The sequence below is a fragment of the Novosphingobium sp. P6W genome (assembly GCF_000876675.2).
Taxonomy (GTDB): Bacteria; Pseudomonadota; Alphaproteobacteria; order Sphingomonadales; family Sphingomonadaceae; genus Novosphingobium.
In genome coordinates, this window is sequence record NZ_CP030353.1 from 1,603,625 (window position 1) to 1,630,456 (window position 26,832).

At 65.8% G+C, this 26,832-nt stretch carries 22 protein-coding genes and 1 riboswitch; of the genes, 12 read left to right on the top strand and 10 right to left on the bottom strand.

Annotated elements, in window-relative coordinates; genetic code table 11:
• Positions 1-93 precede the first annotated feature (93 nt).
• The 3 genes from TQ38_RS23135 to TQ38_RS23145 all read right to left on the bottom strand — a co-directional run bounded on the left by TQ38_RS23135 (position 94) and on the right by TQ38_RS23145 (position 5,750).
• Positions 94-2,787 carry a TonB-dependent receptor domain-containing protein gene (locus tag TQ38_RS23135; RefSeq protein ID WP_240198065.1) on the bottom strand — a complete coding sequence of 898 codons (2,694 nt, stop codon included), beginning with the start codon at positions 2,785-2,787 and terminating at the stop codon, positions 94-96.
• A gap of 172 nt (positions 2,788-2,959) precedes the next feature.
• Positions 2,960-5,101, bottom strand: a complete 2,142-nt coding sequence (locus TQ38_RS23140; RefSeq protein WP_240198066.1) for a TonB-dependent siderophore receptor — start codon at positions 5,099-5,101, stop codon at positions 2,960-2,962.
• Positions 5,102-5,492: 391 nt separating this feature from the next.
• Positions 5,493-5,750 carry a GlsB/YeaQ/YmgE family stress response membrane protein gene (locus TQ38_RS23145; RefSeq protein WP_043969993.1) on the bottom strand — a complete coding sequence of 86 codons (258 nt, stop codon included), beginning with the start codon at positions 5,748-5,750 and terminating at the stop codon, positions 5,493-5,495.
• A 320-nt stretch (positions 5,751-6,070) separates the two neighbouring features.
• A riboswitch (cobalamin riboswitch) is annotated at positions 6,071-6,293 on the top strand.
• Between the two features lie 243 nt (positions 6,294-6,536).
• Between TQ38_RS23145 and TQ38_RS23150 the strand changes: the two genes are divergently transcribed.
• Genes TQ38_RS23150 through cobJ form a run of 4 tightly spaced genes read left to right on the top strand, consistent with a single transcriptional unit; the run spans position 6,537 to position 9,740 of the window.
• The gene (locus TQ38_RS23150) at positions 6,537-7,619 is read left to right on the top strand and encodes a cobalamin biosynthesis protein CobG (RefSeq protein ID WP_043970598.1); all 1,083 of its coding nucleotides are present in this window, start codon (positions 6,537-6,539) and stop codon (positions 7,617-7,619) included.
• Complete coding sequence (locus TQ38_RS23155; RefSeq protein WP_043969994.1) at positions 7,619-8,248, top strand: precorrin-8X methylmutase; 630 nt, start codon at positions 7,619-7,621, stop codon at positions 8,246-8,248. The genes TQ38_RS23150 and TQ38_RS23155 overlap by 1 nt, the downstream gene beginning before the upstream one ends.
• Positions 8,245-8,982 carry a precorrin-2 C(20)-methyltransferase gene (cobI, locus tag TQ38_RS23160; protein ID WP_043969995.1) on the top strand — a complete coding sequence of 246 codons (738 nt, stop codon included), beginning with the start codon at positions 8,245-8,247 and terminating at the stop codon, positions 8,980-8,982. The genes TQ38_RS23155 and cobI overlap by 4 nt, the downstream gene beginning before the upstream one ends.
• Positions 8,979-9,740, top strand: a complete 762-nt coding sequence (cobJ, locus tag TQ38_RS23165) for a precorrin-3B C(17)-methyltransferase (RefSeq protein ID WP_043969996.1) — start codon at positions 8,979-8,981, stop codon at positions 9,738-9,740. The genes cobI and cobJ overlap by 4 nt, the downstream gene beginning before the upstream one ends.
• Here cobJ and TQ38_RS23170 read toward each other — a convergent pair.
• Positions 9,704-10,474 carry a cobalt-precorrin-6A reductase gene (locus TQ38_RS23170; RefSeq protein ID WP_043970600.1) on the bottom strand — a complete coding sequence of 257 codons (771 nt, stop codon included), beginning with the start codon at positions 10,472-10,474 and terminating at the stop codon, positions 9,704-9,706. The genes cobJ and TQ38_RS23170 overlap by 37 nt on opposite strands.
• On the opposite strand from TQ38_RS23170, the gene cbiE reads away from it, so the two are divergent.
• Genes cbiE through cobF form a run of 4 tightly spaced genes read left to right on the top strand, consistent with a single transcriptional unit; the run spans position 10,473 to position 13,624 of the window.
• Positions 10,473-11,675 (top strand): precorrin-6y C5,15-methyltransferase (decarboxylating) subunit CbiE, encoded by a 1,203-nt coding sequence (gene cbiE / locus TQ38_RS23175; protein ID WP_205316136.1) that lies wholly within the window; start codon positions 10,473-10,475, stop codon positions 11,673-11,675. The two genes, TQ38_RS23170 and cbiE, sit on opposite strands and share 2 nt — an antisense overlap.
• Positions 11,672-12,052, top strand: coding sequence for a cobalamin biosynthesis protein (locus TQ38_RS23180; RefSeq protein WP_043969998.1), 381 nt, complete (start codon positions 11,672-11,674; stop codon positions 12,050-12,052). The genes cbiE and TQ38_RS23180 overlap by 4 nt, the downstream gene beginning before the upstream one ends.
• A complete protein-coding gene (cobM, locus tag TQ38_RS23185) occupies positions 12,049-12,834 on the top strand; it encodes a precorrin-4 C(11)-methyltransferase (RefSeq protein ID WP_043969999.1) in 786 nt (261 codons plus the stop codon). Before TQ38_RS23180 ends, cobM begins: the two co-directional genes overlap by 4 nt.
• A gap of 28 nt (positions 12,835-12,862) precedes the next feature.
• The gene (gene cobF, locus TQ38_RS23190; RefSeq protein WP_043970604.1) at positions 12,863-13,624 is read left to right on the top strand and encodes a precorrin-6A synthase (deacetylating); all 762 of its coding nucleotides are present in this window, start codon (positions 12,863-12,865) and stop codon (positions 13,622-13,624) included.
• Positions 13,625-13,677: 53 nt separating this feature from the next.
• Here the strand turns inward: cobF and TQ38_RS23195 are convergent, their stop codons facing one another.
• The 5 genes from TQ38_RS23195 to TQ38_RS23215 all read right to left on the bottom strand — a co-directional run bounded on the left by TQ38_RS23195 (position 13,678) and on the right by TQ38_RS23215 (position 20,198).
• Entirely contained in the window at positions 13,678-16,032 is a 2,355-nt protein-coding gene (locus TQ38_RS23195) for a TonB-dependent receptor (protein WP_162792358.1), read from the bottom strand.
• Between the two features lie 178 nt (positions 16,033-16,210).
• Entirely contained in the window at positions 16,211-17,599 is a 1,389-nt protein-coding gene (locus tag TQ38_RS23200; protein WP_043970002.1) for an MFS transporter, read from the bottom strand.
• Positions 17,600-17,642: 43 nt separating this feature from the next.
• Positions 17,643-18,236: a hypothetical protein gene (locus tag TQ38_RS23205; RefSeq protein WP_043970003.1), complete on the bottom strand. Its 594-nt coding sequence runs from the start codon at positions 18,234-18,236 to the stop codon at positions 17,643-17,645.
• The gene (locus TQ38_RS23210) at positions 18,233-19,090 is read right to left on the bottom strand and encodes a phytanoyl-CoA dioxygenase family protein (protein ID WP_043970004.1); all 858 of its coding nucleotides are present in this window, start codon (positions 19,088-19,090) and stop codon (positions 18,233-18,235) included. Before TQ38_RS23210 ends, TQ38_RS23205 begins: the two co-directional genes overlap by 4 nt.
• Positions 19,091-19,241: 151 nt before the next feature.
• Positions 19,242-20,198, bottom strand: a complete 957-nt coding sequence (locus TQ38_RS23215) for a LysR family transcriptional regulator (RefSeq protein WP_052505488.1) — start codon at positions 20,196-20,198, stop codon at positions 19,242-19,244.
• 169 nt (positions 20,199-20,367) lie between these two features.
• On the opposite strand from TQ38_RS23215, the gene TQ38_RS23220 reads away from it, so the two are divergent.
• From TQ38_RS23220 to TQ38_RS23235, 4 genes are all read left to right on the top strand, one after another.
• Positions 20,368-21,561: an LLM class flavin-dependent oxidoreductase gene (locus TQ38_RS23220; protein WP_043970005.1), complete on the top strand. Its 1,194-nt coding sequence runs from the start codon at positions 20,368-20,370 to the stop codon at positions 21,559-21,561.
• Positions 21,558-22,130, top strand: coding sequence for a cupin domain-containing protein (locus tag TQ38_RS23225; protein WP_052505489.1), 573 nt, complete (start codon positions 21,558-21,560; stop codon positions 22,128-22,130). Before TQ38_RS23220 ends, TQ38_RS23225 begins: the two co-directional genes overlap by 4 nt.
• A 125-nt stretch (positions 22,131-22,255) precedes the next feature.
• Positions 22,256-23,479, top strand: coding sequence for an alpha/beta hydrolase-fold protein (locus TQ38_RS23230; protein ID WP_043970007.1), 1,224 nt, complete (start codon positions 22,256-22,258; stop codon positions 23,477-23,479).
• An 11-nt stretch (positions 23,480-23,490) separates the two neighbouring features.
• Positions 23,491-24,501: an alpha/beta hydrolase gene (locus TQ38_RS23235; protein WP_082057460.1), complete on the top strand. Its 1,011-nt coding sequence runs from the start codon at positions 23,491-23,493 to the stop codon at positions 24,499-24,501.
• A 28-nt stretch (positions 24,502-24,529) separates the two neighbouring features.
• Here the strand turns inward: TQ38_RS23235 and TQ38_RS23240 are convergent, their stop codons facing one another.
• Complete coding sequence (locus tag TQ38_RS23240) at positions 24,530-26,743, bottom strand: beta-glucosidase (protein ID WP_043970009.1); 2,214 nt, start codon at positions 26,741-26,743, stop codon at positions 24,530-24,532.
• Positions 26,744-26,832 lie beyond the last annotated feature (89 nt).

The window sequence follows — 26,832 nt, forward strand, 5'->3', positions numbered from 1 at the left end:
GGCTGCACTGACGCAGGGAGTTTGCGGTGACGGGCGGCGAAAAGGCGGCGGATGCGAACCCGCCGCCTTTTCTTTTGCGTCTGGCGAAAGCCGTCAGAACTCCAGGCGTGCGCCGACCGTCATGTAGCGGCCGATCACATCGTAGTAGGGCGAGAAGTTCGAGTAGAGCGGCGGGTTCCTGTCGAACAGGTTCGACACGTTGCCATACAGCTCGAAGTGCTTGCCCTCGCCGAACGGCACCTTCTGGCTCAGTTGCAGGTCGATGTAGGTGTAGGCGGGAATGCGATTGTTGGTGATCGCGGTGCTGGTCCGGTTCCAGTAGCCTGACGAAGTGTAGCGTGCGCGCACCAGGCCGCTGAAGCTGTCGCTGGCATAGCCGATCGAGGCGTTGGCGCGGATGCGCGGCACGCCGTTGACGAAGGCGTAGCCTTGGGACTTCACATATTCGACCTTGGAAATACCGTCATCGGTGGTGAAGTGGTTCACCCAGGTGCCGACCAGGCGGAAGTTGACGCGTCCGTTGGTGTCGTTACCCACCGGCATCGTATAGGCCAGTTCGGCATCGATGCCGTCGCTCTTGAACTCCGACAGGTTGACCGAGGAGGAGGCGACACTGGAGATCCTGCCTGCGCTGTCGCGGGTGATGTAGCCGCAAAGGCTGGCGTTGCCGCCATTGCAGCGATCGACCAGAACCTGCGCTCCGATGCTGGTGATGACATCCTTGATCGAGATGTTGAAGTAGTCGATCGAGGCGGTCAGCCCGCGCATCGGCGCGGCGGTGAAGCCTGCCGTCCAGGTATCCGCCTTCTCGGGCTTGAGCGAAGCGTTGCCGCCGCCGTAGACGAGCACGCTGCGGCTGCCCTCGCCGGAATTGAGCGGATCGACCACGCCGACGTAGCTGACGGTCTGGGTCGAGTAGAGTTCGCTCAGGTTGGGTGCGCGGATATCCCGCGAACGGGTGACGCGGCCGATGACCCCGGGGAAGAACTCGTTGGTGGCGCCCAGCTTCCACGACCAGATCGTGCCGCTGGTGCTGTAGTCGGACGCGCGCACCGCGCCGTTCAGTTCCAGCTTGCGCAGCAGCGGAACGTCCTTGACCACGGGGATGACGACTTCGGCGAAGGCTTCCTTCACGTCGTATTTGCCGCTGAAGGCGCTGAAGTAGAACGTGCTGAAGGCCTTGGCGGTATCGAGCGCGCCGATCGTCGCCGAGGTTTCGAGATTGCGGCCTTCGGCGCCGATCGCGATCGAGACCGGGCCTGCGGGCAGGTCGAACGGTTCGCCGCGCAGCGAGACGCCGTAAGTATCGATCTTGTTGATGCCGTTGTATCGCGGGGTGCCGGTGACGTAGTCTATCGCGTCCTGTGACGGCGCGCCTTCGCCGAACAGGTCCAGCGCCACGCAGCCCGCCGCGCCGGAGCGGCAAACCGCGCCGCCGGTTGCGGGATCGATCACCGAGTCCACCGCATTGGCGAAATTGCTGGCGATCAGGAAGCCGGGGGTCGCCATCTTGTTGCGGTACGCGCCGTGGCTGTAATAGGCGCCGTAGCGCCAGCGCCCGTCACCGAAGCTGCCGTCGAGGGCAAGCGTGCCCTGGATGCTGCGGCGGTCGAGGTGGATGGTGCTGTATGCCAGATCCGCGTTGTAACGCGCCATCGCGAAACTGCTCTGCCCGGCAGCGGCCATGGCCTGCTTGATGCTGTCGTTCAGGAACGCATTGTCGGACCGGATGGTGACGCTGTTCGTGTGGTCGCCGAACCAGGTATAATCGTTGTAGTACCGCGAATAGCGCAGGTCTGCGCTGATCTTGAGCGTGTCGGTCAGCTCGAAGGACGCTTTTGCCATCGCGGCGTAGCGCTTCTGCGGGGTGATCAGCGGGCTGCGCTCGTCGTCCGAGGGGCCTTCGCCGCCGATCATGTTGGTGCCGACCACCGTGCCAATGTCAGGCGTGCGCAGGGAGCCGTCGGGATTGAAGCCATAGCCCTTGAGCGCGCCCGAGGTGATGTAGCCGCCGATCAGACGGGTGGCATGGCCGACGTTGGGGGTCAGTGTGTTGTTGACGTTGGCGAAGCGGCCGGTGTTCTTGCGGTCGGTCTTCTTGAGGATGCCCTTGTTGTCGACGAATTCTCCGCCGATCACGAAGTGGCCCCGACCATCGGCGAAGCTGGTGCCGTATTTGCCCTCGAACTTGAACTGCTGCGCATCGGCGCGTGACGAAATGCCGCCCTCGACGCCAAGGCGCACGCCCTCGTACTCGCCGTCGATGATCATGTTGACCACGCCTGCGACGGCGTCCGAACCCCATGCGGCAGAAGCGCCGCCGGTGACGATGTCCACGCTCTTGACCATGATCGAGGGTACGGTGTTGAGGTCGTTGTCGCTGACCAGGCGGCGACCGTCGACGAGGACGAGCGAGCGCGTCTCGCCAAGGCCGCGGATGTTGATCGGGAAACGGCCTGCCTGGGCGTTGGTACCCGATGTCTGCGGCGACTGCGAGGCCTTGAACTGCGGCAGGTCGGCCAGCGCAGCGCCGATGTTGGTGCGGCTGACCACGTCGAGGTCGGCTTGGGTCATGTGGAGCAGCGGCGTGGGCGATTCGTAACCCGGACGGTCGATGCGCGAGCCGGTGACAACGATATCGCCCTGCCCGGAAGGGGCGGCGGCGTCGGCCGGGTCGGCTTTCGAGGCGGACTGGGCGATGGCCGGCACGGCGGACACGCTCAGTGCGATGAGCGCCGAACTCGCCAGGATTGCCCGGCGGCGCGCGCGGAGAAGCTGTTCCATCATGTATACCCCTGTTTCATGGTCGCCCTCATCTGGCGGGGTGACCTGATAATGCCTTTCGGCATTTCGGAACGTGAAACGGGTAGAGGACCTGCGGAACATCCACTTTCGGGAAATTGAGGGGACCAAGGGCGGGCCCGGCGGCAAAGCCGGGCCCGCGTGGCCGGGGGTCAGGTCAAAATTCGACCGTTGCCGAGGTCTTGAAGACGCGGGGCATGCCCTGAACCAGATAGCCGCCGAGCGAAGAAGCCCAGTACCGCTTGTTCGCCACGTTATCGACGTTGAAGCGGAAGGTGACCGGCTTGTCCGCGACGGCGACGACATAGCGCGCGCCAAGGTCGAAGCGCGTCCATTCCGGCAGTTCGAGCGTATTGGCGAGGTTCACCATCTGCCTGCCGGTCTGCATCACGCGCCCGGTCAGGGTTACGCCGGGCAGGAAGGCCAGGTCCCATTCGACGTTGGCGTTCGCGGTGTATTCGGGCACGCCGATGGCATTGTTGCCGTCATACATGCCGTTCGTTGTCCGGCGCTGCTTGGCATCCGTGACCGAAAGGCCGGCGATCACGCGCAGGCCGTCGACCGGCTCGCCGTCGAGGCTCAGTTCCACGCCCTTGTTGCGCTGCTGGCCGTTGAGCGTGAAACGCGGGAAGGTGTCGGTCGTCTCGTTCAGGGTCTGCGGCCGGTCTGTCTGGAACAGCGCGAGCGAGGCGTTGAAGCGCCCCATGGCGAGCTTGCCGCCCACTTCGTACTGCACGGTCTTGAACGGTGCGAACACCTCGCCCGCATTGATCGTGCCCGCACCCGCGATGGGCCCCTGGACCAGACCTTCGATCCGGTTCGCGTAGAGCGAAACGGTCTCGGCAGGGCGGATCACCAGGCCGACCACCGGGGTCGTCGCGCTTTCCTTGTATTCCACCGACAGGCTGCCGGCGGGCATGGGAGCAGGCGCCGTCACGGCATTTGCCCGGTAAGTGCGGACATGGATCTGCTGGCGGCGCAGGCCCACGGTAAGCTCCACCTTGTGATCGAATGCGCCGATCGTGTCGGATACGAAAAAGCTGGTGAGGCGAGTACGGTTCACCGGGAACGGGTCGGCGCGGTTGCCGCCCTGCAGGCCGCCGTTGAAATTGGGCACTGCCAGGTCGACCGGATCATAAAGGCTGGTGTTGGGCGCGGTGACCGAAGGCGAAAAGCCATAGGCGTTGCGGTTCACATAGCGGCTATGTGATCCGCCGAGGTTGAATTCGTGCGTGATCGGGCCTGTCGCGAACTTGCCGCGCACGCCGACCTGCGCGGCTTCGTTATTGTCGTTGCGCGGGATCGTTGAGCCGGTGACACGGGCCGCGCCTGTTGCTGCATTGACGACCGTGAAGCTCTGGTACTGCCCCCGCTCCGCAGTGTCACGGGCACCGGCGGCGCTGTAGAACAGGATATCGTCGGAGATGTCGTACTCGAACTTGACGATCCCGAAGACGTCGCGGATCGTCGTGTAGTTCCAGTCCTGGCCATAATTGCTGTCGGCATCCGGCACATCGGGGAGGGCGGTGACGGTGTTGGCCAATTGCACCATCGGGCGCATGTGGCGCACTTTCACGCGCTGGAAGGCAAGGTCCAGCGATAGCCTGGCGCGGTCACTGCGCCAATCGAACGCCGCGCCGGTTACCACCGAACTGCGAAACTCGTCGTTGATCGCGGTATCGCCGGCTCGTCCGGCACCGTTTATGCGCACGCCGAACTGGCTTTCTTCACCGAACCGGCGGCTGAAATCGAATGCGCCGCCAAAGTGAGCGTCCGACTGGTAGTTGACGGTCAGCCGGTTGATCGGCTGGTCCTTGGCCCGCTTCGGTTGAAGATTGACGGTGCCGCCCAGCGCCGTGCCGCCCGGCGCCGCTCCGAACAGGAACGCGCTGGCGCCGTTGAGGATCTGCACCTGATCGTAGAGTTCGGGAGAGACGAGCTGGCGCGGGGTTACACCGTAAAGCCCATCGATCGCGATATCCTCGCCATAAAGGGGAAAGCCGCGAATGATGAACTGCTCGGAAGCATTGCCGAAGCCGAGGGAGGTGCGAACGGACGGGTCATTTTCAAGGACCTGTCCAAGCGTAAGCGGCTGCTGATTAAGGATCAGCGTCTCGCTATAGCCCTTGATCGCGAAGGGAACCTGCAGAGCATCCTTAGACCCAAGTGCACCAAGGCTTCCCTGGCGCAGCACCTGGGTCTCGTTTTCGCGCTGGGCCGTGACGACGATGTCGGCTTCCTGAGCAAAGACAGCCGGACCCGAAACACTTGCGCCCGCTGCGGCAGCGAGCGTGGTCAACCTTACGATACTGCGACTGCCTAGCATTCTCAATTAATCCCCGTGGCTCGCCGCTGGGATGCCGTGAATTTCAGTCCCGGCATCTGGGCGTGTTGCGGGTGCCACTATTCGAAACTTCAGCAAACATCCAGTTCTTCTGACGGGATGGGGGCCAACTCATCTTTTCGCGGGCGTGCCTCGGCTGCGGCAATGGGGGTGATGGGCGGACCGGGAAACGCGTAATTTCGCGGGCGTGCAGTGTTGGGATGCTTGGCAATCCACCATGCGGCATTGCCCTGACAGCAGGGGAGGCCTTCAAATGACGGCTGCTGTCATCTGGCTACGCGCAGAACCGGGGCGATCAGCTTGTCAGCTGACGCCCCGGCTTTACTCTCAGTACTGAGAGCCAGTTTTAGCGCACGGAACCACGGCGCACGAGATTGACGATCGCCAGAAGGATGACCGCGCCGATCAGCGAGACAAGGAATGTGCCGAGCGTGAGAGGCGCATTGTTGATGCTGCCGCCGGAAAAGATCAGGCTACCGATGAACGAGCCGACGATCCCGACGATGATGTTCAGGAAGATGCCCTGCTGCCCATCCGTCCGCATGATCAAACTGGCCAGCCAGCCGATGACGCCGCCGACGATAAGCCACATGATAATTCCCATAAGTCCTCCTGTTTGCCGGTCGCAAGAAGCCATTCGGTCTTGACGACACCGAAGCCACGTAAACCGCCTAAACCGGACAACGTTCCCAAAAGCCGTCTGACTTATTGTGTCCTACGGGGATACGGGATCGGGAAAATGGGGATGGTGTGTGAGGGTTGGCGAGCACCAGTTCCCGTTCGCCGACCGAACCTGTCGATCCATCCGCCAGGTTCCGCTCGAATTTGCGCGCTTTGCCAGATGTTCTGCGCGGCATGCGTTCGTCTATTGGCTTCGTGAGACGAATTCGATAGGGCGGTGGCAAGGTGGCAGGCTTGCCTGCCGCCGGACATGATCGTGCCGGTGCCCTGACGGGCTTAATCGGGAATGCGGTGAGGGGGCCTTGGCTCCCAATTCCGTGGCTGTCCCTGCAACTGTGAGCGGATAGCGCGATGCACATGCCCCATGCCGGGGCAGCCACTGGAAGGGCCATTTGCCCATCTGGGAAGGCGTGCATCAAGCTGTGACCCGCGAGCCAGGAGACCTGCCGGCGCACCGGTCGCTCTTGCCCTGACCCAGGGGGTGGTCACGGCACGGTACTTCTCCGTCTGGGCGACGAAGCTGTGTGGCTGGGGCTGCACGGCCGCGCGGCGTTGGGTGCTTTTGCGCCTGCCCAGTGGTGCGCGGCGGCCGAGGATATCGGTAGGCCCAGCCTTCTCGCCCGGCGCGTGGAGAGGGACTGTGAGCGCGCCGCAAGGTGGCAGCAGCGGCGGTGAGGTCAGGGGCTGGTGCCCCGACGCCTGGCGCCCGATGATGGCGGGAGACGGACTGCTGGTCCGCGTAAAGCCGCGCCTTGGCCGCCTGACACCCGCGCAGGCCGCCGGGCTGGCCGAGGCGGCGCTTGCCTGCGGTTCGGGCTCGCTCGACATCACCCGCCGCGCCAACCTGCAAATCCGCGGTGTGAGTGAGGAGACGTGGCCGGGGCTGCTGGACCGCCTGCTGGCGCTTGGTCTGATCGATGCGGACGGCGCGGATGAAAGCAGCCGCAACATCCTCGTTTCGCCGGAATGGACGCCGGGCGACGATACCCATCGCATCGCCGCCGCGCTTCATGAACGGCTAGGCGAACTGCCTGCGCTGCCGGGCAAGGTGGGCTTCGTCATTGATGCAGGCGCCGCGCCTCTCCTGAGCGGCGAGCCCGGTGATTTCCGCATCGACCGAGGCAGCCAGGGTGCTCTCCTGCTGCGGGCAGAGGGCCGCGCGGTCGGTGTGGGGCTTCGGCATGGGGCTGAGGTGCAGGCGCTGCTCGACCTAGCACAGTGGTTCGCCGAGAGCGGCGGGATTGCTGCGGGTCGCATGGTGCGCCATGCCGCCCCCCTGCCGGACTGGGCCAGCGGAAGTGCGCAGCCTGCGCCGCCGAAAACCGCTTTGGCGCCCGGGAAGCACGAACTGGGCACGGCCTATGGCCTGCCCTTCGGCCGCCTGAAAGCGCAGACCCTTATCCAGCTCGCACAGACGCCCGGTGTCATGGGAATACGCACCACACCCTGGCGCATCCTTGTAGCGGAGGGCGGGGCACCGGGTGAGGTCGACGGTCTGTCGATCAACCCGCACGAACCCCTGCTGCGCGTCGACGCCTGCCCCGGCATGCCTGAATGCCCGCAGTCCAGCGTGGAGACGCGGACGCTCGCCCGCAGGCTGGCGCAGCATGTCGCGGGCCGGCTCCACGTTTCCGGCTGCGCCAAGGGCTGCGCCCATTCCGGTGCGGCCGATGTGGTGCTGACCGGACGCGGGGGCGCTTACGATCTTTGCCTTGGCCAGCGTGCCGGTGCCCCGCCGCTTCGTGCGGGCCTGGATATCGACAGCCTCATCGCCCACTTCGGAGCCGCCTGATGCCTTATGACTACGAAAAGGACGGCGCGGCGATCTACCGCCAGTCGTTCGCCATCATCCGTGCCGAGGCAGATCTGGCGCACTTCGACGCCGAGGAAGAACCCGTTGCGGTGCGGATGATCCATGCGGCGGGCATGGTGGAACTGGCGCGGCACATCCGTTTCTCGCCCGGTTTCGCCGTGGCCGCGCGCGCCGCGCTGGCCGCTGGTGCCCCGATCCTGTGCGATGCGCGGATGGTGGGCGAGGGTATCACTCGCGCGCGCCTGCCTGCGGGCAACCGGGTGATCTGCACCTTGGGCGATGAAGCTGTTCCGGACATGGCGCGGGCGATGGGCAATACCCGTTCCGCCGCCGCGCTGGAGCTGTGGCGGCCTCATCTATCCGGCGCACTGGTGGCCATCGGCAATGCGCCGACTGCGCTGTTCCATCTGCTCAACATGCTGGACGACCCTGCCTGCCCACGCCCCGCCGCGATCATTGGCTGCCCGGTGGGCTTCGTCGGCGCGGCGGAATCCAAGGACGCCCTGTGGCAGGCGCTGCCGGTGCCCGGATGCATCGTCGCGGGGCGATTGGGTGGTAGCGCGGTGACGGTGGCGGCGGTCAACGCCCTGGCGAGCCGCGCGGAATGAAGGACACGGGAACGATCGGGACGATCCACGGCGTGGGGCTGGGCCCCGGCGCCATGGACCTGATGAGCGTGCGGGCCGACAGGCTCGTGCGCGGGGCCCGGCAGGTGGCTTATTTCCGCAAGGCTGGCCGGTTCGGCCATGCGCGGCGAACCGCCGAGGGGATGCTGCGGCCCGACGTCGTCGAAATCCCGATGGAATACCCGGTGACGACTGAAATCCCGTTCTCCGACCCGGAGTACAACGCCTGCCTCTCGGCCTTCTACGCCCGTTGTACCGAGCAGTTGCTGGAAGCCGCCGGTAACGGCGAGGATGTGGTGGTCCTGTGCGAAGGTGACCCCTTCTTCTACGGGTCTTTCATGCACCTGCACAGCCGTCTTGCGGGGCGGGCTCCGGTGGAGGTGGTGCCAGGCATCACCGGCATGGCGGGGGCCTGGAATGCCACCGGCCTGCCGATCACCTGGGGCGATGATGTGCTGACCGTGGCCATGGCGACCCTGCCGGAGGAGGAACTGGTGCGGCGCATCCGCGATACCGATGCGCTGGTGGTGATGAAGATCGGCCGCAACCTGCCCAAGCTGCGCCGCGCCGTTGCCGCCGCCGGGCGCGAGGACGGGGCGTGGCTGGTCGAACATGCCGCCATGCCCGGGCAAAGCGTAACCCGGCTTGCCGACGCGCAAAGCGTGACGCCCTACTTCGCGATCCTGCTGATCCACGGGCAGGGCCGCCGGCCATGAGCGGCTGGATCGCCATCGCCGGTCTTGGTCCGGGCGACGAGGCACTGGTGACGCCGCAAGTCGATGCGGCGCTGGCAGAGGCGACCGACGTGGTCGGTTATGGTCCTTACGTCGCGCGGGTAAGGCCGCGCGAAGGGCTGGTGCTGCACCCGTCCGACAACCGGGTCGAACTGGACCGGGCCGCGCTGGCGCTCGATCTGGCGGCGCAGGGACGGCGCGTGGTCGTCGCTTCGTCGGGCGATCCGGGGGTCTTCGCCATGGCTGCCGCCGTGTTCGAGGCGCTGGAGGCCGGGCCCGAGCATTGGCGCGCGCTGGACATCCAGGTTCTGCCGGGTATCACCGCAATGCTGGCGGCATCGGCCCGCGCCGGCGCGCCGCTGGGCCACGATTTCTGCGCGATCAACCTGTCTGACAACCTCAAGCCCTGGCCGGTGATCGAGAAACGCCTGCGTCTGGCGGCCGAGGCGGACTTTGCGATGGCGTTCTACAACCCCCGGTCACAGGCGCGGCCGGACGGGTTCGCCCGCACGCTGGCGCTTTTGCGAGAGGTCTGCGGGGATGAACGGCCAATCCTTTTCGCCCGCGCGGTGACTACGCCCGACGAAACCCTGCGCATCGTCTCGCTGGGCGAAGCGCGGCCGGAAATGGCCGACATGCGCACGATGGTGATCGTCGGTTCGAGCCGGACCCGGATCATCGAACGACCGGGCGCGCCGATCCTCTACACACCGCGCTCCGTGCTGGGGCAGGCATCGTGACCAAGCCAGCGAATAACGTCCTGCGGGCGCTGGAATTCGCGCCGTTCGGGCAGGGCGGGGCGATCGATCATCAGCACCGGGAGGCCCAGTTGCCGCGCTGCGACCAGTTTCGCGCTGGCCCCGCTGCCGCCGGCGTTCTTGCACACGATGAGGTCTATGGCGTGCGTCCGCAGCAGATCGCGATCGGTCTCGGCCAAGAAAGGGCCGCGGTCCACCACCAGGCTGTGGTCGGGCAGGGCGGGGGGATGCTCAGGCGCATCCACGAAGCGCAGCAGGTAATGGTGCTGGGGCTGCGCACCGAAAGCATCGACGTGCATTCGCCCCAACGCCAGCATGATGCGGCGTCGCGGCCCCTTGAGCGCCTCGATAGCATCGCCAAGTCCGGGCACGCGCGTCCAGCGATCGCCGGCTTCGGGCTGCCACGCGGGACGGGTGAGCGCGGCAAGGGCCGTGCCGGTCAGCGCTGCGGCGGTAACCGCATTGGCGCTCATCTTCGCCGCGAAGGGATGCGTGGCGTCAACAAGGTGAGTGATGCGATGTTCACGCAGATACGCCGCCAGCCCGAGCACTCCGCCGAAGCCGCCTGTGCGCATGGCAATGGGCTGTGTGCGCGGACTTTCGGTGCGGCCCGCGTAGCTGAAGATCGCGGCTATCCCGTATTCTGCCAGCAGCAGGGCAAGCCTGCTCGCCTCGGTCGTGCCGCCCAGCAGCAGGACGTTGGGTTTGACTGACATGAATTCCCCCTCCCCCTGGTTGACGATCGTCGGCATCGGCGAGGACGGCGCCTCCGGCCTGTGTGCGGCGAGCCGGGCGGCATTGGCGCAGGCCGATCTGGTGATCGGGCCGCCGCGCCACCTTGCGCTTCTGGGGCCGGTTAGCGCTGCCTGCATCGAATGGCCAGTGCCCTTCGCGCAAGGGATAGAACAAGTGCTTGCCCACCGGGGCAGCAAGGTGGTGATGCTGGCATCGGGCGATCCGTTCTGGTTCGGCGCAGGCTCCAGCGTGACGCGCCATCTTGAGGGGAGCGAGTGGACGGCCTATCCGGCGCTCTCCACGTTCGCCTTGGCGGCGGCGCGGCTTGGCTGGGCGATACAGGACACGGCTTGCCTTGGCCTTCATGCCGCCCCGGTGCAGCGGCTGCGGCCTTACCTTTCGCCGGGGCGGCGCATTCTGGCGTTGCTGCGCGGCGGCGATGCAGTGGCGCCGCTCATGGCTTATCTTGCCGAGCAGGGCTTCGGAGCCTCCACCATTCATGTGCAGGAAGCGCTGGGCGGCCCGCGCGAACGTCTGCGTACCATTACCGCCGCAGGGCCTGAGCTTGCTGACGTGGCCCATCCCGTGGCCGCCGGGATCGAAATACGCGGCGAAGGGGCCGTGCTGCCTGCGACCTGCGGCCTGCCCGACAGCCTGTTCGACCACGACGGCCAGATCACCAAGAGCCCCCTGCGCGCGCTGACACTGTCCGCCCTGGCCCCGCGCCCCGGCGAATTGCTGTGGGACATCGGCGCGGGGTCCGGCTCCATTGCCATCGAATGGCTGCTGGCCCATCCCGCCAACGCGGCCTGCGCCGTGGAAGCGGACGATGTGCGGGCCGCACGGACGAAGGCCAATGCTCTGGCGCTGGGCGTGGACAGGCTGGAGGTGATCCTTGGCCGCGCGCCGCAGACCCTTCCGCAAGGATCGCCGCCGTCTGCGGTATTCGTCGGCGGCGGGCTGTCGCAGGCGCTGCTTGAGGCACTGTGGGCGCAGCTACCTGCCGGAACCCGGTTGGTGGCCAACGCGGTGACGCTTGAATCCGAAGCCTTGCTCGCCGCATGGCATGGCCGGCTTGGTGGCAACCTGCTGCGGATCGAACTGGCCGATGCTGCGCCGCTGGGGAGCCGCCGGGGCTGGCGTTCGCGTTACCCGGTCGTGCAGTGGAGCACGGCGCTGTGATCGTCGCCGGTTTCGGGTTCCGGGCGGGGGCCAGCGTCTTTTCGCTGTGCTCGGCGTATCAGCTTGCGCGGGAAAGCGCCCCGCCAGTGACCCATCTGGCGACTTTTGCCGACAAGGCGGACGATCTGGCCGAACTGGCGAACCTGCTGTCCCTGCCGGTGATCGCCGTCGCCCCGGAACAGGTCGTCGGTTTGCAAACGCTGACCCTGTCCAAACTTTCGTTGGCAGCGCGGGGCGTTGGCAGCGTGGCCGAGGCATGCGCGCTGGCGGCGCTGCGAGGGCAGGAGGCATGTCTGCTGGCCCCGCGCCGGATTTCACAAGACCGGATGGCGACCTGCGCCATCGCACAAGACATCGCACAGGGAGCATCGCAATGACGGTCCACTTCATCGGCGCCGGACCGGGCGCACCAGACCTTCTCACCTTGCGCGGACGCGACCTGATCGCGGCCAGCCCGGTCTGCCTCTATGCGGGGTCACTGATCCCGGCGGCCGTGCTGGGCCACTGCCCGCCGGAAGCGCGCATCGTCAATACCGCGCCGATGGATCTCGATGCGATCATTGGCGAGATCAGCGCCGCCCATGCCGCCGGTCAGGACGTTGCGCGGCTTCATTCCGGCGACCTTTCGGTGTGGTCGGCGATGGGGGAGCAGGTGCGCCGCCTTCGCGCGCTGGACATTCCCTTCACTGTGACCCCGGGCGTCCCCGCCTTTGCTGCCGCTGCCGCCGCGCTGGAGGCGGAACTGACGCTGCCGGCGCTCGCGCAGTCCGTGGTGCTGACCCGCACGCCGGGCCGGGCCAGCACGATGCCGCCCGCCGAAAGCCTGGCCAATTTCGCGGCGACCGGGGCGACGCTGGCAATCCATCTTTCGGTCCACAATCTGGCGCAGGTCGTCGCTGACCTTAGCCCGCTTTACGGCGCAGATTGCCCCGTCGCCGTGGTGTGGCGGGCAAGCTGGCCGGACCAGCGGATCGTGCGGGCCACGCTGGACACCATCGCCGAGGCCGTTGCAGGCAGCATGGAGCGCACCGCCCTGATCCTTGTCGGCCGGGTTCTGGAGGCGCAGGATTTCGCCGAAAGCAGCCTTTACGCCAAAGGCTACGACCGCCGTTTTCGGCCGCAGCATGCAGGTTCCCGTTATGCAGGGTCGGCGGAATGAACCGCCCGCCCCGCGCGGCGCCGTCGCCGTGATTGAACTGAACCTTATCGGTATCGGCACCGGCAACCCCGATCACCTCACCCTGCAGGCCGTCCGGGCCATGAACGACGCCGACCTGATCCTGCTGCCGCGCAAGAGCAGCGCCAAGTCGGACCTGCTCGATTTGCGGCGGGGCATCTGCGATGCCGTCCTGACCCGGCCGGTGCGCATCGCCGAATTCGACCTGCCCACGCGCGATGCGCAAGGCGAATATCTTGGCGCGGTGAACGCATGGCACGATGCTATCGCCGATGTGTGGGCGGAGCAGATCGCGCTTCACCTGCCCGATGGCGGCAGGCTGGCCCTGCTCGTATGGGGAGATCCGTCGCTTTACGACAGCACGCTGCGCATCACCGAGCGATTGCGGCGCGGCGGTCTGGAGATCGACCTTCGGGTGGTTCCGGGCATAACCAGCATCCAGGCCCTGACGGCCGCTCACCGCATTCCCCTGAACAAGCTGGCCCGGCCCGTGACCATTACGACGGGGCGCCTCCTGCGCGATCACGGATGGCCGGAAGGTGCGGATACGCTGGTCGTCATGCTGGACCCGGCCTGCGCGTTCGAAGGGTTGGCGGATCAGAGCATCCGCATCTGGTGGGGCGCCTATCTGGGTATGCCGAATGAAGCCCTGGTATCGGGCCTGCTTGCCGAAGCAGGGCCTGTCATCGCCGAGCTGAAACCCCGGCTCCGGCGGGAGAATGGCTGGGTGATGGACGTCTATCTGCTGCGGCGCGGGCCCGCCGAGGTCTAAGGCCCGGCAGGATGTACCTGCCGGGCCTGTTTCACAGGAAGTCCTGAAGGTTTTCAGAACCGCAGCGTGGCTTCCATGCCCCATTCGGCGGGGCGGGGAACCGAGGCGTAAAGGCACTGCTGGTTCGAACCGTAAGTGGCGGTATCGCGCTCCACGAAGATGCAGGTCGCGGTCGCCCCGGCAAGGCCGGAACCGGTCGGGCGCTGGTTGTTCAGAATGTTGCGGCCGAACAGCGAGAAGTCGATCATGTCGCTGGCGAAGTTGATCCGCGCATCAACCGTCCAGGCCGAGCGGCCCTTCACGGTATTCGCGAGGTTGGCGTACCAGCTGCCGCGATAGGCACCATCGACACGCAGGCTGGGCGAAAAGCCGCCCATTTCCGGAAGCTTGTACTCACCGCCGATGAAGCCGTTCCAGTCGGGCACGTTCGCCTGGGTGAGCCCGTCGAGCACGATCGAATTGTTGGCGCTGGCCGGGAAGCCATACGTCGAGCTGGCGCTGATGATGATCGGGTTCTTGGCGGTGAACTCCTGGTGGGCATAGCCGACCGATCCGCGCAGGGTCAGGCTGGGCGTGACCCTCAGGCTGGCTTCGCCCTCAAAGCCAAGGATCTTCGAGGCGCCGACATTGCCGACCGTGGCGATATTGACCGTATTGCCGTTGACCGTGCGTTCCTGCGTGGAAACCAGCTGCTGGTCCTTCACCTCGTCATAGAAGGCGGCGAGGTTGACTGTCAGGCGCCCGCCGAAGAACGAATTCTTGCTGCCGATCTCGTAGTTGAACAGCTTCTCGGGATCCGCGGCAAGGCCGACATAGGTTCCTGCTACATTGACGAAGCTGAAGCGAGCGCTCTTCACGCCTTTCGAGAACAGCGCATAGACCATGTTCTCGTTGGTGACCTTGTAGCTCAAGGTCACGCGCGGGCTGAAGTCGTTCGATTTATTGTTGAAATCGGTTAGCGTGGGGTAGAATGCGCAGCTTGGGCAAGCGGGTGAGGACACCTTTTCATGCGCGTAGCGGCCTTCACCGCTCAGCGTCAGCTTATCCGTGAAATCCCAGTCGAAACCGCCGAGAACGGCCATGTTGGTAAGGTTGTCATTGCGAGTGATGCCCTTGGGATTGGCAGCGGTGCCATAGCCGGTGAAGGCCGACAGGTCGTTCTCCCAGAAGTAGTACAGCCCGGCGCGCCAGCGGAAGGGCTTGTCGCCGGGAGAGAGCAGCATGAGCTGGTGGCTGGTGTTCTCGAACGTTTCGGTGGAGGGGAAGGTGCCCAGCACCGAACTGCGCACAGTGACGGTGCCGTTGGTGACAAGGTCTCCGAAGACCGGGTCCTGTCCCGGTCGCGGCGCGCGGGGCACGGTGGCCACGTTGGCCCAGCGCGATTCCTTGAAGTAGCCACCGCGGTAGCTCAGTTCGTAATCGCCAAGCTGCTTGGTGACGACGGCACTGGCGAAATAGCGGTCGCGGCCGTAGCCGGTGGCGCCCTGGGTGCCGATGGAATCGAGATCGCCGCTGGGCAGGTACGTGGGGAAGAACGAGCCGTTACCGCGTGAGAAAGCCGCTACCGGAACACCGGCGTTCAGCCATTCGCGCGGATGCTCGACGACCTGCGAAGGGGAGGAATCGCGGTCGTGCTGGTACATGCCGCGCAGCTTGATCGAAAACGTATCGTCCGGCTTGAAGAACAGGGTGCCGGAGACGACCTGGGTACGCTCGCGCCCGATCGGGGCGCGGTCGTCCACCGACTTGGCGAAGGCGCCGTTCTGCATGAGTGAGCCCGAAACCGAAAGCCAGAGCGCGTCCTTGACGATCGGCGCGGTGACGGTGCCGCCGAAGTAGTAGCTGGCATCCGGTGCGGTATTGGTCAGGCTGCCGCGCGCCTTGACGAAGCCGGTGATGCTGTCGCCCGAGGGATCGGCGGTGACGTAGTTGATGGCGCCGCTGTAGGTCGCGCGGCCGAATGTGGCACTCTGCGGACCCTTGATGATTTCCACGCGCTGCAGGTTTTCGAGGTCCAGCGAGGCGAGCTGGCCGGAAAGAGCCACACCGTCGATGAAGATCGAGATGCCCTGGTAGCGTTCGTCCGAAGTGTTGGGCGCCAACCCGCGCAGCGAGTAGGCAGAGGGGTCGTTGCGGCCCGATCCGGCGAAGAGACTGAGATTGGGCGTGATCTTCTGAAGGTCGCGGGCGTCGCGGATCTGGGCGCTGGCAAGATCCTGGTTGCTGAGCGCGGTGATCGCCAGCGGCACGTCCTGCAGGCTTTCCTTGCGGTTCTTGGCGGTGACGACGATGGTATTGCCGTTTTCGCTTTCGTCCGCCTGCTGGGCCAGCGCGGGGCTTGCCGCGAGGACCATTGCTGTAACGATGGCGCTTCCTGTCAGTTTTGCAATTCTCACTCGGCCGGTCATGGATGTTTCCCTCAAGTTGTATTGTTCTTGAGGTGTCATGATGACGCAATAACACACTCTATATTTACGGACGTTATCTGTATCCGTAGGTCGGATATTCAAAAATATTGTCAAAACGACAAATAACGAACTGCCGTTTTGGCAGTCCGTTATTTTGTTAACGTGAGTTTTTATTTGTCTAAAAGACAGATTTATTCACAGATCGATTGTCGTTTTTGATTATTGGTACGTTCGGGGCTGGCTTTCGAAAATCCGAACGGGGTTCTCCGGGAATACGGTATCGCAGCATGATCAGCGCTGCGCCCACGGCGGCCAGCGCAGGCACCAGCGATAGCGCGGCCATGATGCCGACGCGCACGCCCGGAGGCTGCATGCTGGCGCCGTCGCCGGTGGAGGACACGAAGCCCACCCAGGCCATGGCCATGCTGAACACGAAAGTGCCAAAGGCCGCCGTGCCCTTTTCGACCATCACGAAAATCCCCGCCAACATGCCTGCGCGGTTTTCGCCCTGAAGCTGGCGCGAATAGTCCATCGTGTCGGTCAGCACGGTATAGAGCCCGAGGAATACGCCGCCTGTCGCCGTCCCGGAAAGCAGCGCGCAGATATGCACATAGGGCTCAGGGTGAGAGGCGGGGATGAACAGCCAGCTGAAATAGGCCACCGCGCACAGGGCGCTGGCTCCGAGCAGGGCATTGCGGCGGCCGTGACGCGCGGCCAGCCGGACCCACAGGTACTGCGACCCCATCATCGCCAGCGTCTGGACGAGGAAGATCGAGCCCAGTGTGCTGTCCGCCACGCCCAGCACGTGGCGCGTGTAGAAGGGTATCGCCGACATGTGCACTGTCAGGCCAGAGAACAGCACCAGTTTGAAGCCGATCAGGCACAGGAACGGGCGGTTCCGGCGCAGCGCCGCGAAAGCCTCGCGCAGGGAGCCTTCGCCGGCTTTCGCGGCTTCGGGCGCCTCGCGTTCGCGCAGCAGCAGGAACGACGCGGCGCCGCCCATCGCGATCAGCACGCCCAGGATCACGGCGACAACGCCGTGCCCGGCACGGTCGCTGCCGATCCGCGAGAGGAGGAAAGGCGCGGCGGCCGTCGCGGCCATGTTGCCGAGCGACGAGCCGTAGACGCTGAAGGTCATCAGTTTCGAGCGTTCCGCGAAGTCGGTGGTGATGGCCCGGCCCAGCGCGAGGTAGGGGATGCGAAACACCGTATAGGCGGTGGAAAAGACCAGCAGGGTCATGACCACCCAGGCCCAGAGCGCCGTGCCCGACAAGGCGCCGGGCACGTTGAACAGCATGACCATCGACAGTCCCGCCATCAGGCCGCCGCCCAGCAGATAGGGGCGATATTTGCCGAAGCGGGTATGGGTGCGGTCGCCGAGGTAGCCCATCAGCGGATCGCACGCCGCGTCATAGATCTTGGCCAGCACCGTGAACATGCCGGCCAGGCCGATGGTGATGCCAAGCGAATCCGTCATGAAGCGCAAGTGCAGCAGGCCTACCGCGCTCACCAGCGCGGAGGACGTGAAGGAGCCGATCGCCCAACCCAGATATGCACTCTTCTTCACGCGGTTTCCTCAAATGGAAGGGCTGGGCAAGGTTGGGGCTGGGTCAGTCGGACCAGACTTTCTTCATGTCGGAGCTGCCGGTGGCCGGGCATCCGCCCTTGGGCAGCTGGACGGCGACCATGAACGAGCCTTCCGGGCCGGCTTTCGAGATATGGCCCTTGCCGGTGCAGTCCTCGGCATAGGCGAGGTCGCCGTGGCGCAGTTCGTATTCGGTGCCATCGTGCAGGCCGATCATCATCGACCCGAAGATCGGGATCAGCAATGTCGGCTGGTTGGCGACGTGAAAGCCGAAGCCCGCGCCCGGCTGCGATCCGCCCAGCGTGACGCGCGCGGCTGTGCGGCGCAGCAGCGTGGCGATGGCCTTGCCGCGCGGTTCCACCACGTCGAGCTGCTCGGCCCGGGTGAGGCCGTCGGCGCCGGAATAGAGGTGAAATACCCGCTTCAGCCAAGGTATTTCCCCGCCGGTTCCGGGGAATTCCATCGGCAGGTCCGGGCCCTGGATCGGCTCGACCCTGGTGCCTGCCAGAGCAGCGCCGGGCCAAGCCGCTTCGACAAGGCCAAGACTGGCGAGCAGGGCCGCGCCGCCGCCAAGGAACCCACGCTTGCCGGCGTCGACGGGATCGGGCGACACGCTCATGCGACCTGCTCCTCGCGCGGGGTAAAGGCGCGCGGTTCGTCTTCGGGACGGCGCCAGATCAGCGGCAGAAGTTCGCCGGGCTCGGGATGGACGCCGTCCGGCTGGCTGAGCAGGTCCATGCCCTGCACCGGCATCAGGCCTTCGCGCGGGCACCAGTAGCAGTCATCGCCGATCATGCGCATGGCAAGGCCGGTACGGTCCAGCGTCCCAGAATCGTTGCCCTTGGAATAATGCGGGATGTCGACGTGGAATAGCACCGCGTCCCCCGGCTGGAGATCCCAGGTGACGAAACGGAAGGGGAAATCGGGATTGCCGCGCTCCGTCTCGAAATCGGGGAAGCGGAAAGTGCCGTCGCCCGCCGGGCCGAACCGCGATCCGGTATCGATGCAGAAGCGGTGATAGCCGGCGACGAATTCGATGCGGCCGTTCTCCTCGTTCACCGGCGACAGGGCGACCCACAGGTTAGGGATCATCGTGCCGGTGAAGGGCCAGAGATGGTCGGCATGCCATTGCATGATCGAGGGCGACCTCGGCGGCTTGCGAAACAGGTGATCGTGGAACATCTGCACGTTGTCCGCCTCGATCACCCGGCCGACGATCTCTCCCGCCGGAGAATTGAAGACGAAATCGCGGAAGACCCCCGGCTTGTGCCAGAGGTGCGAGACCGAGATCATGGCGCCGTGCGAAGGGCCGGTCAGGCCGTAGGCCGCAGGATCGGCGGCAACTTCCAGAGCGGCCTGCTGTAGCCGCTCGATCCATTCCGCATCGAACATCTGGCGCAGGCAGACCACGCCGTCGGCGCGGTAGGTCTCGATGTGCTCGGCGGTGATCGGATTGAGGGGACGTTCGTTCATCGTCGGTCTCGCCTGAAGGGAAAAAGGGGCCGGGATGGGAGACTGGATACCCACCCCAACCAGTTCGCCTATCCTGCGGCGAGGTTTGGGGGGCGAACAGAGAACTAATATTGAACTGTGATAAGGAGGCTTTATCGCCCCCCACTCCATCTCATGCGGCGATATCCGGCACAGGGATGCTTTCGAGCCGTTCCGGGGCCTGCATGATGCGCAGCGCCGATTTCAGGCGCCGGCGGGCCATCGTCTCGTACCCGCCATCGATCCACAGCAGCCCCAGCGGCGGGCCTTCGATGTTCGAGCCGGGCACCTGCCGCACAGTGCCATCGCGCAGTTCGGTGGCGAACTGGCTTTCGGGGATCATGCCAAGCAGGCCGCCGTCCAGCACCATGCGGCGGATCAGGTGCATCGAGGCGGAACGGACCGCCACAGTGCTTTCGGTCATGCCGAAGCGGGTCAGCAGTTCCAGTACCAGGTTGGCATTGTCGTGCTGGACGGCGCCGGCTGACCGTCCCGCAGCGACATTGGGGGCGTCGGCCTGGGCCCAGGCGTGGGGGCTGATCGGGTCGCCGCGCGCGATCTCGCCGAAAATCTTGTGGTCCGCGCGCCCGAATACGGAGTAATACTGGCGCAGCAGCGGTTCGAAGGCGACCTCCTCCTCCTCGCTGTCCGGCGCGGCGGAGAATGCAAGGTCCAGTTCGCCGCGTCGCAGCAGGGCGATGAGGTCGGCGCTATAGGCCTCCACCACGCGCAGGGTGACCGTGGGTTCCTGTTCGCGAAAAGCGGCCACGGTGTGGGCGAACTGGCTGTTCAGCAGCACCGGATGAACCCCCACGACGATCACCTGAGAGCGGTTGGTCCGCTCCACTTCGGCGAGCAGGCGGTTGTGTTCGTTGACGATCAGGCGGGCGCGGACGATCAGTGTTTCGCACACCTCGGTCGGGCGGATACCGGACGGACCACGGTCGAACAGCGAAAGGCCCAGGCTTTCCTCCAGCTGGCGGATGCTCCAGGTGAGCGCGGGCTGCGACATGCCGAAGCCGCGCGCCGCCTTGCGGAAGCTGCCGGCCTCATAGACCGCGATCATGCGTTCGAGCTTGACGATGTTCATCTTGGGCACTTTTCCGTGATGGCCGGGAGACGCTGCAAGGGTCGATCAAGGTTATGTTGCAGGGTAATAGATTTCTTGAGTTATTCGCTCTGCGGTCAGCTGGCAGTTTCCCCGTTCAATCAGCCGGGCGGATCGATGTTCTGCGCCGGTCCAGGGAGACAGCCCCGCCATGCCGCTCGAAATTCTCGGAGTCCTGCTCCACCGCAATGCTTCGGAGGTATCGCGCGCCGGTGGCCCGCCGTTCGATGCGCAGATGATCGGCACGCTGGCCCGGGCCTTCGACGAGAACGGGTTCGACCGCGTGCTGATCCTGCAGAACTCCTATGCGCCCGATCCCTTCGCGATCGCCAGCTACGCGGCGGGCATTACGCGCCGACTGTCGTTCATGGTGGCGCACCGGCCCGGCTTCATCGCACCGACCATGGCCGCGCGCATGTTCGCCACGCTTGACCAGTTGAGCGGCGGGCGGGCAGGCGTCCATGTCATCACCGGCGCGAACGACCTCGAACTGGCCTGCGACGGGGACTACCACACGAAGGACGAGCGCTATTTGCGCAGCGGCGAATACGTGGAAATCATGCGCTCGATCTGGGAAGCGCGCGAGCCGGTGAGCCATGAGGGCGAGTGGTATCGGTTCGATCGTGCGCTGTCGGAGATACGGCCGGTGCACGGCGCCGTGCCGGTCTACTGGGGCGGAGCCTCGCCGCTGGCGCTGGAGACGGGCGCACGGGTGGCGGACGTCTATGCCATCGGCGGGCTCAAGCCCCTGGCGCAGATGGCCGAAACAGTGGCGCAGGTGCAGGGCGCCTGGGCCAGAACCGGCCGTCCACTGCGCCTCCAGACCTCGGCGCGGGTAATCCTCGGCGATACCGAGGAACAGGCGTGGAAGGCCGCAAGCGAGGTCATCGAGGCGCTGCGCGAAACGGCGGAGGAGCAGCGGGGAAAGATCGCCGCTGCCGAAACCGGCAAGGCGGAGGCGACCGGGACCGCGATGCGGCTCGACCCCAGGCTGGCCACTTCGCGCGGTGGTTCCGGCCGCGCGGAGCTTGAGGCATTGGCGAACGGCAGCGAACTGGTCGACAAACGGCTGTGGACGGGGATCACGCGGGCCTCGGTGGATTTCTCCACGCCGATGTTGCCCCCGGCGCTGGTGGGAACGGCGGAGCAGGTGGCCGACGCGCTGATGGATTATTATGCGATGGGCATCGGCGGGTTCCTGCTGCGCGGTTTCGATCTGCTTGGCGATATCGCGGTGCAGGGCCGCGAACTCATCCCGCGCCTGCGCGAACTGGCCGCGCGCCATGATGAAGCAGCAGGTATCGCTCGCCCGGTAGGTGCCGAGCCGGTGGGAGCCGAAGCATGAAGGCCCGCCACATCTTTGCCGCTGCCGCCATGATCGGCATGTCTTGCGGACCTGCATCGGCGAAGCAGGCGGGCGATCCGCCGCCGGTCTCGCCGCTTTCGCCCACCGGCAAGGCCATGCGGGTCATGCATATGTCCGGCGGCGCCGACGGCGAATCGCATCTTGAGATCATCGACCTTCCGTTGACCGGCGGGGGCGACGGCCACTCGGTACAGTCGCGGTTGCGGGCCACCGATGTCGAGATCGGCGATACCCTGCCGGGCGATTTCATCGATTTCCACGGTGTCTCCACGCCGCGCTTCCTGATCGTGCTGGCGGGCCAGCTCGAAGTGGGGCTGGGCGATGGATCGAAGCACATCCTGTCCAAAGGGGACATCGTGCTGGCCGACGACGTGACCGGGCGCGGGCATACCTCGCGGATGATCGGGACAGAGCCGGTGCGCATTCTCACCGTGCGTCTCCCCAAGGACAGCCCGCTGGCACCCAAGAGCAGCAGTTGCCCGGATGGGATGCCGGCCGACCAGTGCGTTGCCGCGCGGCTTCAGGGCCAGGCCGGGCCGCACAAGTGAACCGACCGCGCGCCCTGTTCGGATAGCTGCCAGTCGGATAGCCGTCAGTCCGGTATTTGCTCCCGGGCCATAGGCGGTGACTTTTTCGTAGCGGCGGCATGTGCCGTTCTTGCGAAGGGGGTTTCATGGGTCGCAGCAGGTTCGTTTCCGTGTCGGCGCTGATGGCGGGGCTTGCCGCCTCGTTTGCCGCGCCGCTCCCCGTCATGGCGCAGATGCAGCCGCCCAAGCTCGATCCATCGACATGCGTGACGCCGCCGTTCTATTCCGGCCCCGCCCCCTTCAAGTCGGTCGAACAGCTCCCCGACCAGCGCATGACGTTCCGCCTCTGCGCGCCGGCTGCCAATGAAGTGCTGCTGACCAGCACTGACATTGCGAAGATCATCCCCATGGGCTTCCCGCCGGGCACGCCGCCGGGCCTGGCGATGACGAAGGACAAGACCGGCCTGTGGAGCGTCACCACACCGCAGCCCGTGCCGGCCGATACCTATCGCTTCGCCTTCCGGGTGGACGGCGTGAAGACCGTAGACCCGCTGGGCAAGACCTTCTCCGAGGAACTCAAGGGCATCGATTCCACGTTCGAGGTCAAGGGCCCCGAAGGCGAGTTCCAGAGCTGGAATGCCCAGGTCGCGCACGGCGCTGTGTCCACCGTGGAATACTGGTCGAAGTCGCTGGGCATGGCCCGGCGCGCCCATGTGTACACGCCGCCGGGTTACATGAAGGATGGGCGCAAGTACCCGGTGCTCTATCTTGTCCACGGCGCCGGTGACAGCGACGACAGCTGGACCAGCGTGGGCCATGCCAACCTGATCCTCGACAACCTGATCGCAGGCGGCAAAGCGCTGCCGATGATCGTGGTCATGCCCGATGGCCACACGCCGCTGCGCGAAGGGGTGATGACGCTCGATAATCCCGATTTCGGCGACGATCTCGTCAAGGACCTGATCCCCTATGTCGATGCCAATTATCGCAGCGATGCGCGGGCAGAGGCGCGGGCTATGGCCGGGCTGTCGATGGGCGGGTCGCATACCTTGCGAAACGGGCTGACGAATCCGGACCTGTTCCGCTGGATCGGCGTGTTCTCGATGGGTTTGACCGAGGGCAGCGCGTTCAACGGGGTGGATACCTATGCGGCGAAATATGACGCCCGGCTCCGCCGCAGCGCGCAGGAGCTGAAACTGCTCTACTTCGCGATGGGCCGCGAGGATTTCCTCTACGCCACTGTCGCACCTACGCGCGGGCTGTTTGATCGGTATCACATCGCCCACGTTTATAAGGAGAGCGGCGGGGGCCACGAATGGCTAAACTGGCGCCGCTACTTCGCGGACTTCGCGCCCCGGTTGTTCCGATGAGGGCGGTGTCCATGACCATGGCAGCGGCGGCGCTGCTCGGGGCTGCGGCGGTTGTGGCCGCGCCTTGTGTCCAAGCGGCCCCCGCTGCCGGCGAAAGCGCCCGGGCAGAGGGCGTGCGCACCTTTGCCCCGGTGGCGATCTGGCCGGGCGGAGTGCCCGATCTGCCGGGGTGGCCGGGCAAGCTGGCGGTTCCGGTCACCGAAGAGGCGCGCGGGGGGCAGGTGCCGGGCGACAGGACGCTCTGGAACGTCACCGTGCCGACCTATCAGGCCTTCCTGCCTCCGCCCGGCAAGGCGACCGGCGCGGCGGTCATCATCGCGCCCGGCGGCGGCTTTCGCCTGCTTGCGATCGAACATGAAGGCAGCTTTGTTGCGCAGTGGCTGGCGGCGCACGGCATTGCCGCATTCGTACTCAAGTACCGCCTGATACAGACCCCGTCGGGTGAAACCAACGAGGCGATGCGCGCCCGCGTGAACGCCACGATAAAGCCTGGCGAGGGCGGTATTCCGGGCGTGGCGGACGGGCTGGAAACCCTGCGCCTGCTGCGGTCGCGCGCCGCAGAGTACGGCATCGATCCGCAGCGGATCGGCGTGGTCGGCTTTTCGGCGGGAGGGCATGTCGCCGGCATGATGGCGCTGGCGCAAAAGCCCGAGGATCGCCCGAATTTCGCTGGGCTGATCTACGGAATGCCGTTCGCTTCGCCCTTGCCGGCGCTGCCTCCAGCCAATCTGCCTTATCCGCCCGGCACGCCGAAAGAGCCCTGGCTCCAGCCCCCGGCCACCCCCGCTCCGGGCCGCCTGCCGCCGTTGTTCATGGCATCCGCGCAGGACGATGTCGTGGTGCAGCAGGGCTTCCGGGCTTTCTACGACAAGTTGTATGAGAGCGGGTATCGGCCCGAAATGCACTTGTACCAGCGCGGCGGCCACGGTTTCGGCGCAAAAGCGCTGGGCGGCACGACCGACCACTGGATGGACGAGTTTCTCTGGTGGATCGAGGGCGAAGGGCTCACCGCCGCGCGGTGAGCCCCGGGTGGCAGGCCTTGCCGGCCTGTCAGTCCTTCCAACTGCGCGACTTCATCTTCACCGAAACAGCGGCGCCGAGATGCTCGGCGTCGCTGCCGACCGCGAAGGTGTAATCGCCCGCAGGGACCGTCCAGCCGCCGTCCTTCCAGTCTGCCAGCAACCGCGGGTCGATGGTCATGGCGACCTTGCCCGATGCGCCCGGCGCCAGTTCCACCCGGCCGAAACCGACAAGGCGGCGCTTGTTCTCGCCCGCGCGGCTGGTGAGGTAAAGCTGGACCACGTCGGCGCCGGCCCGCTGGCCGGTGTTGGTCACGGTGACGCTGGCCGACAGGCCCTTCACCGCCGGTTTGCCCTGCGTGAAGGTGGTGTAGCTGAGGCCGTACCCAAACGGGAACAGCGGCTTTGCACCTGTGCGCGCATACCAACGGTAGCCGAGGTCCGAGCCTTCGATGTCGTAGTCGGTAGCCAGTTTGTCCTTGCCGTTCTTGGGATTGCCGCCGAAGTCCGGTTCCACCCAGTCGCTGCCGTCCAGGCGGGGGCGGGGCAGCTGGCTTTCGTCTGCCGGGAACGAGATCGGCAGGCGGCCCGAGGGGTTGGTGTCGCCGAACAGCACCGAGGCGATCGCCTCGCCGCCGCGTGCGCCGGGATACCAGGCCTCGACCACGGCCTTGACCTTGCCCAGCCACGGCATCTTCGCCGGACCGCCGGTTTCCAGCACGACGATCGTGTTGGGATTAGCCGCGGCAACGGCTTCGATCAGCGCGTCCTGTCCGCGCGGCAGCGACAGGTCGGGCACGTCCAGCCCCTCGGTCATCCACTGCGTGGCGAAGACCACCGCCACTTCCGATCGTGCGGCGAGTTCGGCTGCATCCTTGACGTACTGGCCTTGACGGTAGAGCACGGCGGCGCCGGGGGCCTGTGCCTTAATCGCGGCCATTGGACTGGAGCAGTGATAGGATTCCGAGATGAACCCGGCCCAGATGCCTGAGCCCGCCACCGGCAGTTTCACGGCCGGGCCGCCCCTGCCCATGACCTGGCTGGAACCCGCGCCGGACAGGACCCCGCCGTCAGCATAGCCGCCGATCACCGCGATCGACTTTGCGGTCTTGGCCAGTGGCAGCGCGCCGCCTTCGTTCTTGAGCAGCACGATGCCCTGTTTCGCCACGTCCTCGGCGACCAGGGCGTGGGCATCCCAATCGATGGCGCCGCCGGGGGGGGCGGGGTACTTGTCCAGCCCGGCCGCGTAGATCGCGGTGAGGATGCGGCGGTTCATGTCGTCCAGCCGAGCGGACCATGCCTTGTCTGCGGCCGCCTTTCCGGCGATCTGCGATCCGAAGAACACGCCCGGATCAAGCTGTTCGCCCGATTGATGGTCGAGGCCGTTGATAGCCGTCTGGATCGAGGGCACCGCGCCCCAGTCCGACATGACGAAGCCCTTGTAGCCCCACTCCTGCTTGAGCACCTTGTTGAGCAGCCAGTCGCTGTCGCAGGCCTGCGCGCCGTGGACGCGGTTGTACGCGCACATGACGGAGGCGGGCTGGCCCTGTTCGATACCGATCTGGAAGGCCAGCAGATCGCTTTCGTGCGCGGCGCCGGGGTCGATCTTGACGTCTACATACTTGCGCCCGGTTTCCTGCCCGTTGAGCGCGAAGTGTTTGATGGTGGAGATGACGTGGTTCGACTGCACGCCGCGGATCGCCGCGCCCGCAAGCACGCCCGATAGCAGCGGGTCTTCCGAGAAATATTCGAAAGTCCGCCCGTTGCGCGGATCGCGGGCGAGGTTGACGCCGCCGGCGAGCAGCACGTTGAAGCCCTTGGCGCGCGCTTCGGCGCCGATCATCGCGCCGCCGCGCCGGATCAGTGCGGGGTTCCAGCTGGCCGCCTGGGAAACGGCGGAAGGCAGCGCCGTCGCCCAGTCGCCGCGGGCCCCTGAAACCCACGTGACGCCCAGACTCGCATCGGTTTCGCGCAGGGCCGGAATGCCCAGCCGCTCGATCCCGGCGACGTAACCGGCGCCAATGATGGCGTCCTTGGGAATGTCGACCTTGGGGCCGCCGCCGGGAAGCGGCATGATGCCGTGAGTGATGACGGTCTTTTCCTGGGCGGACATCTGCGCGACGGTTGCATCCGCACGTTTTTGCGCAGCAGCAAGGTCGATGGTGTCGCCCTGACTTTCCGCCGCTGAGATTGGGGCGGCGAGGGCGAGCGACAGTGCGGTGCAGGCAAACAGGCGAGGGTTCATCGCGCAGGAATCTCCGGAAAAATCCGCCCGTTGGCCCCGAACGGACCGGCTGCGAGGCGTTGCGCTGCAACATGGCCGGTGGCTTCACT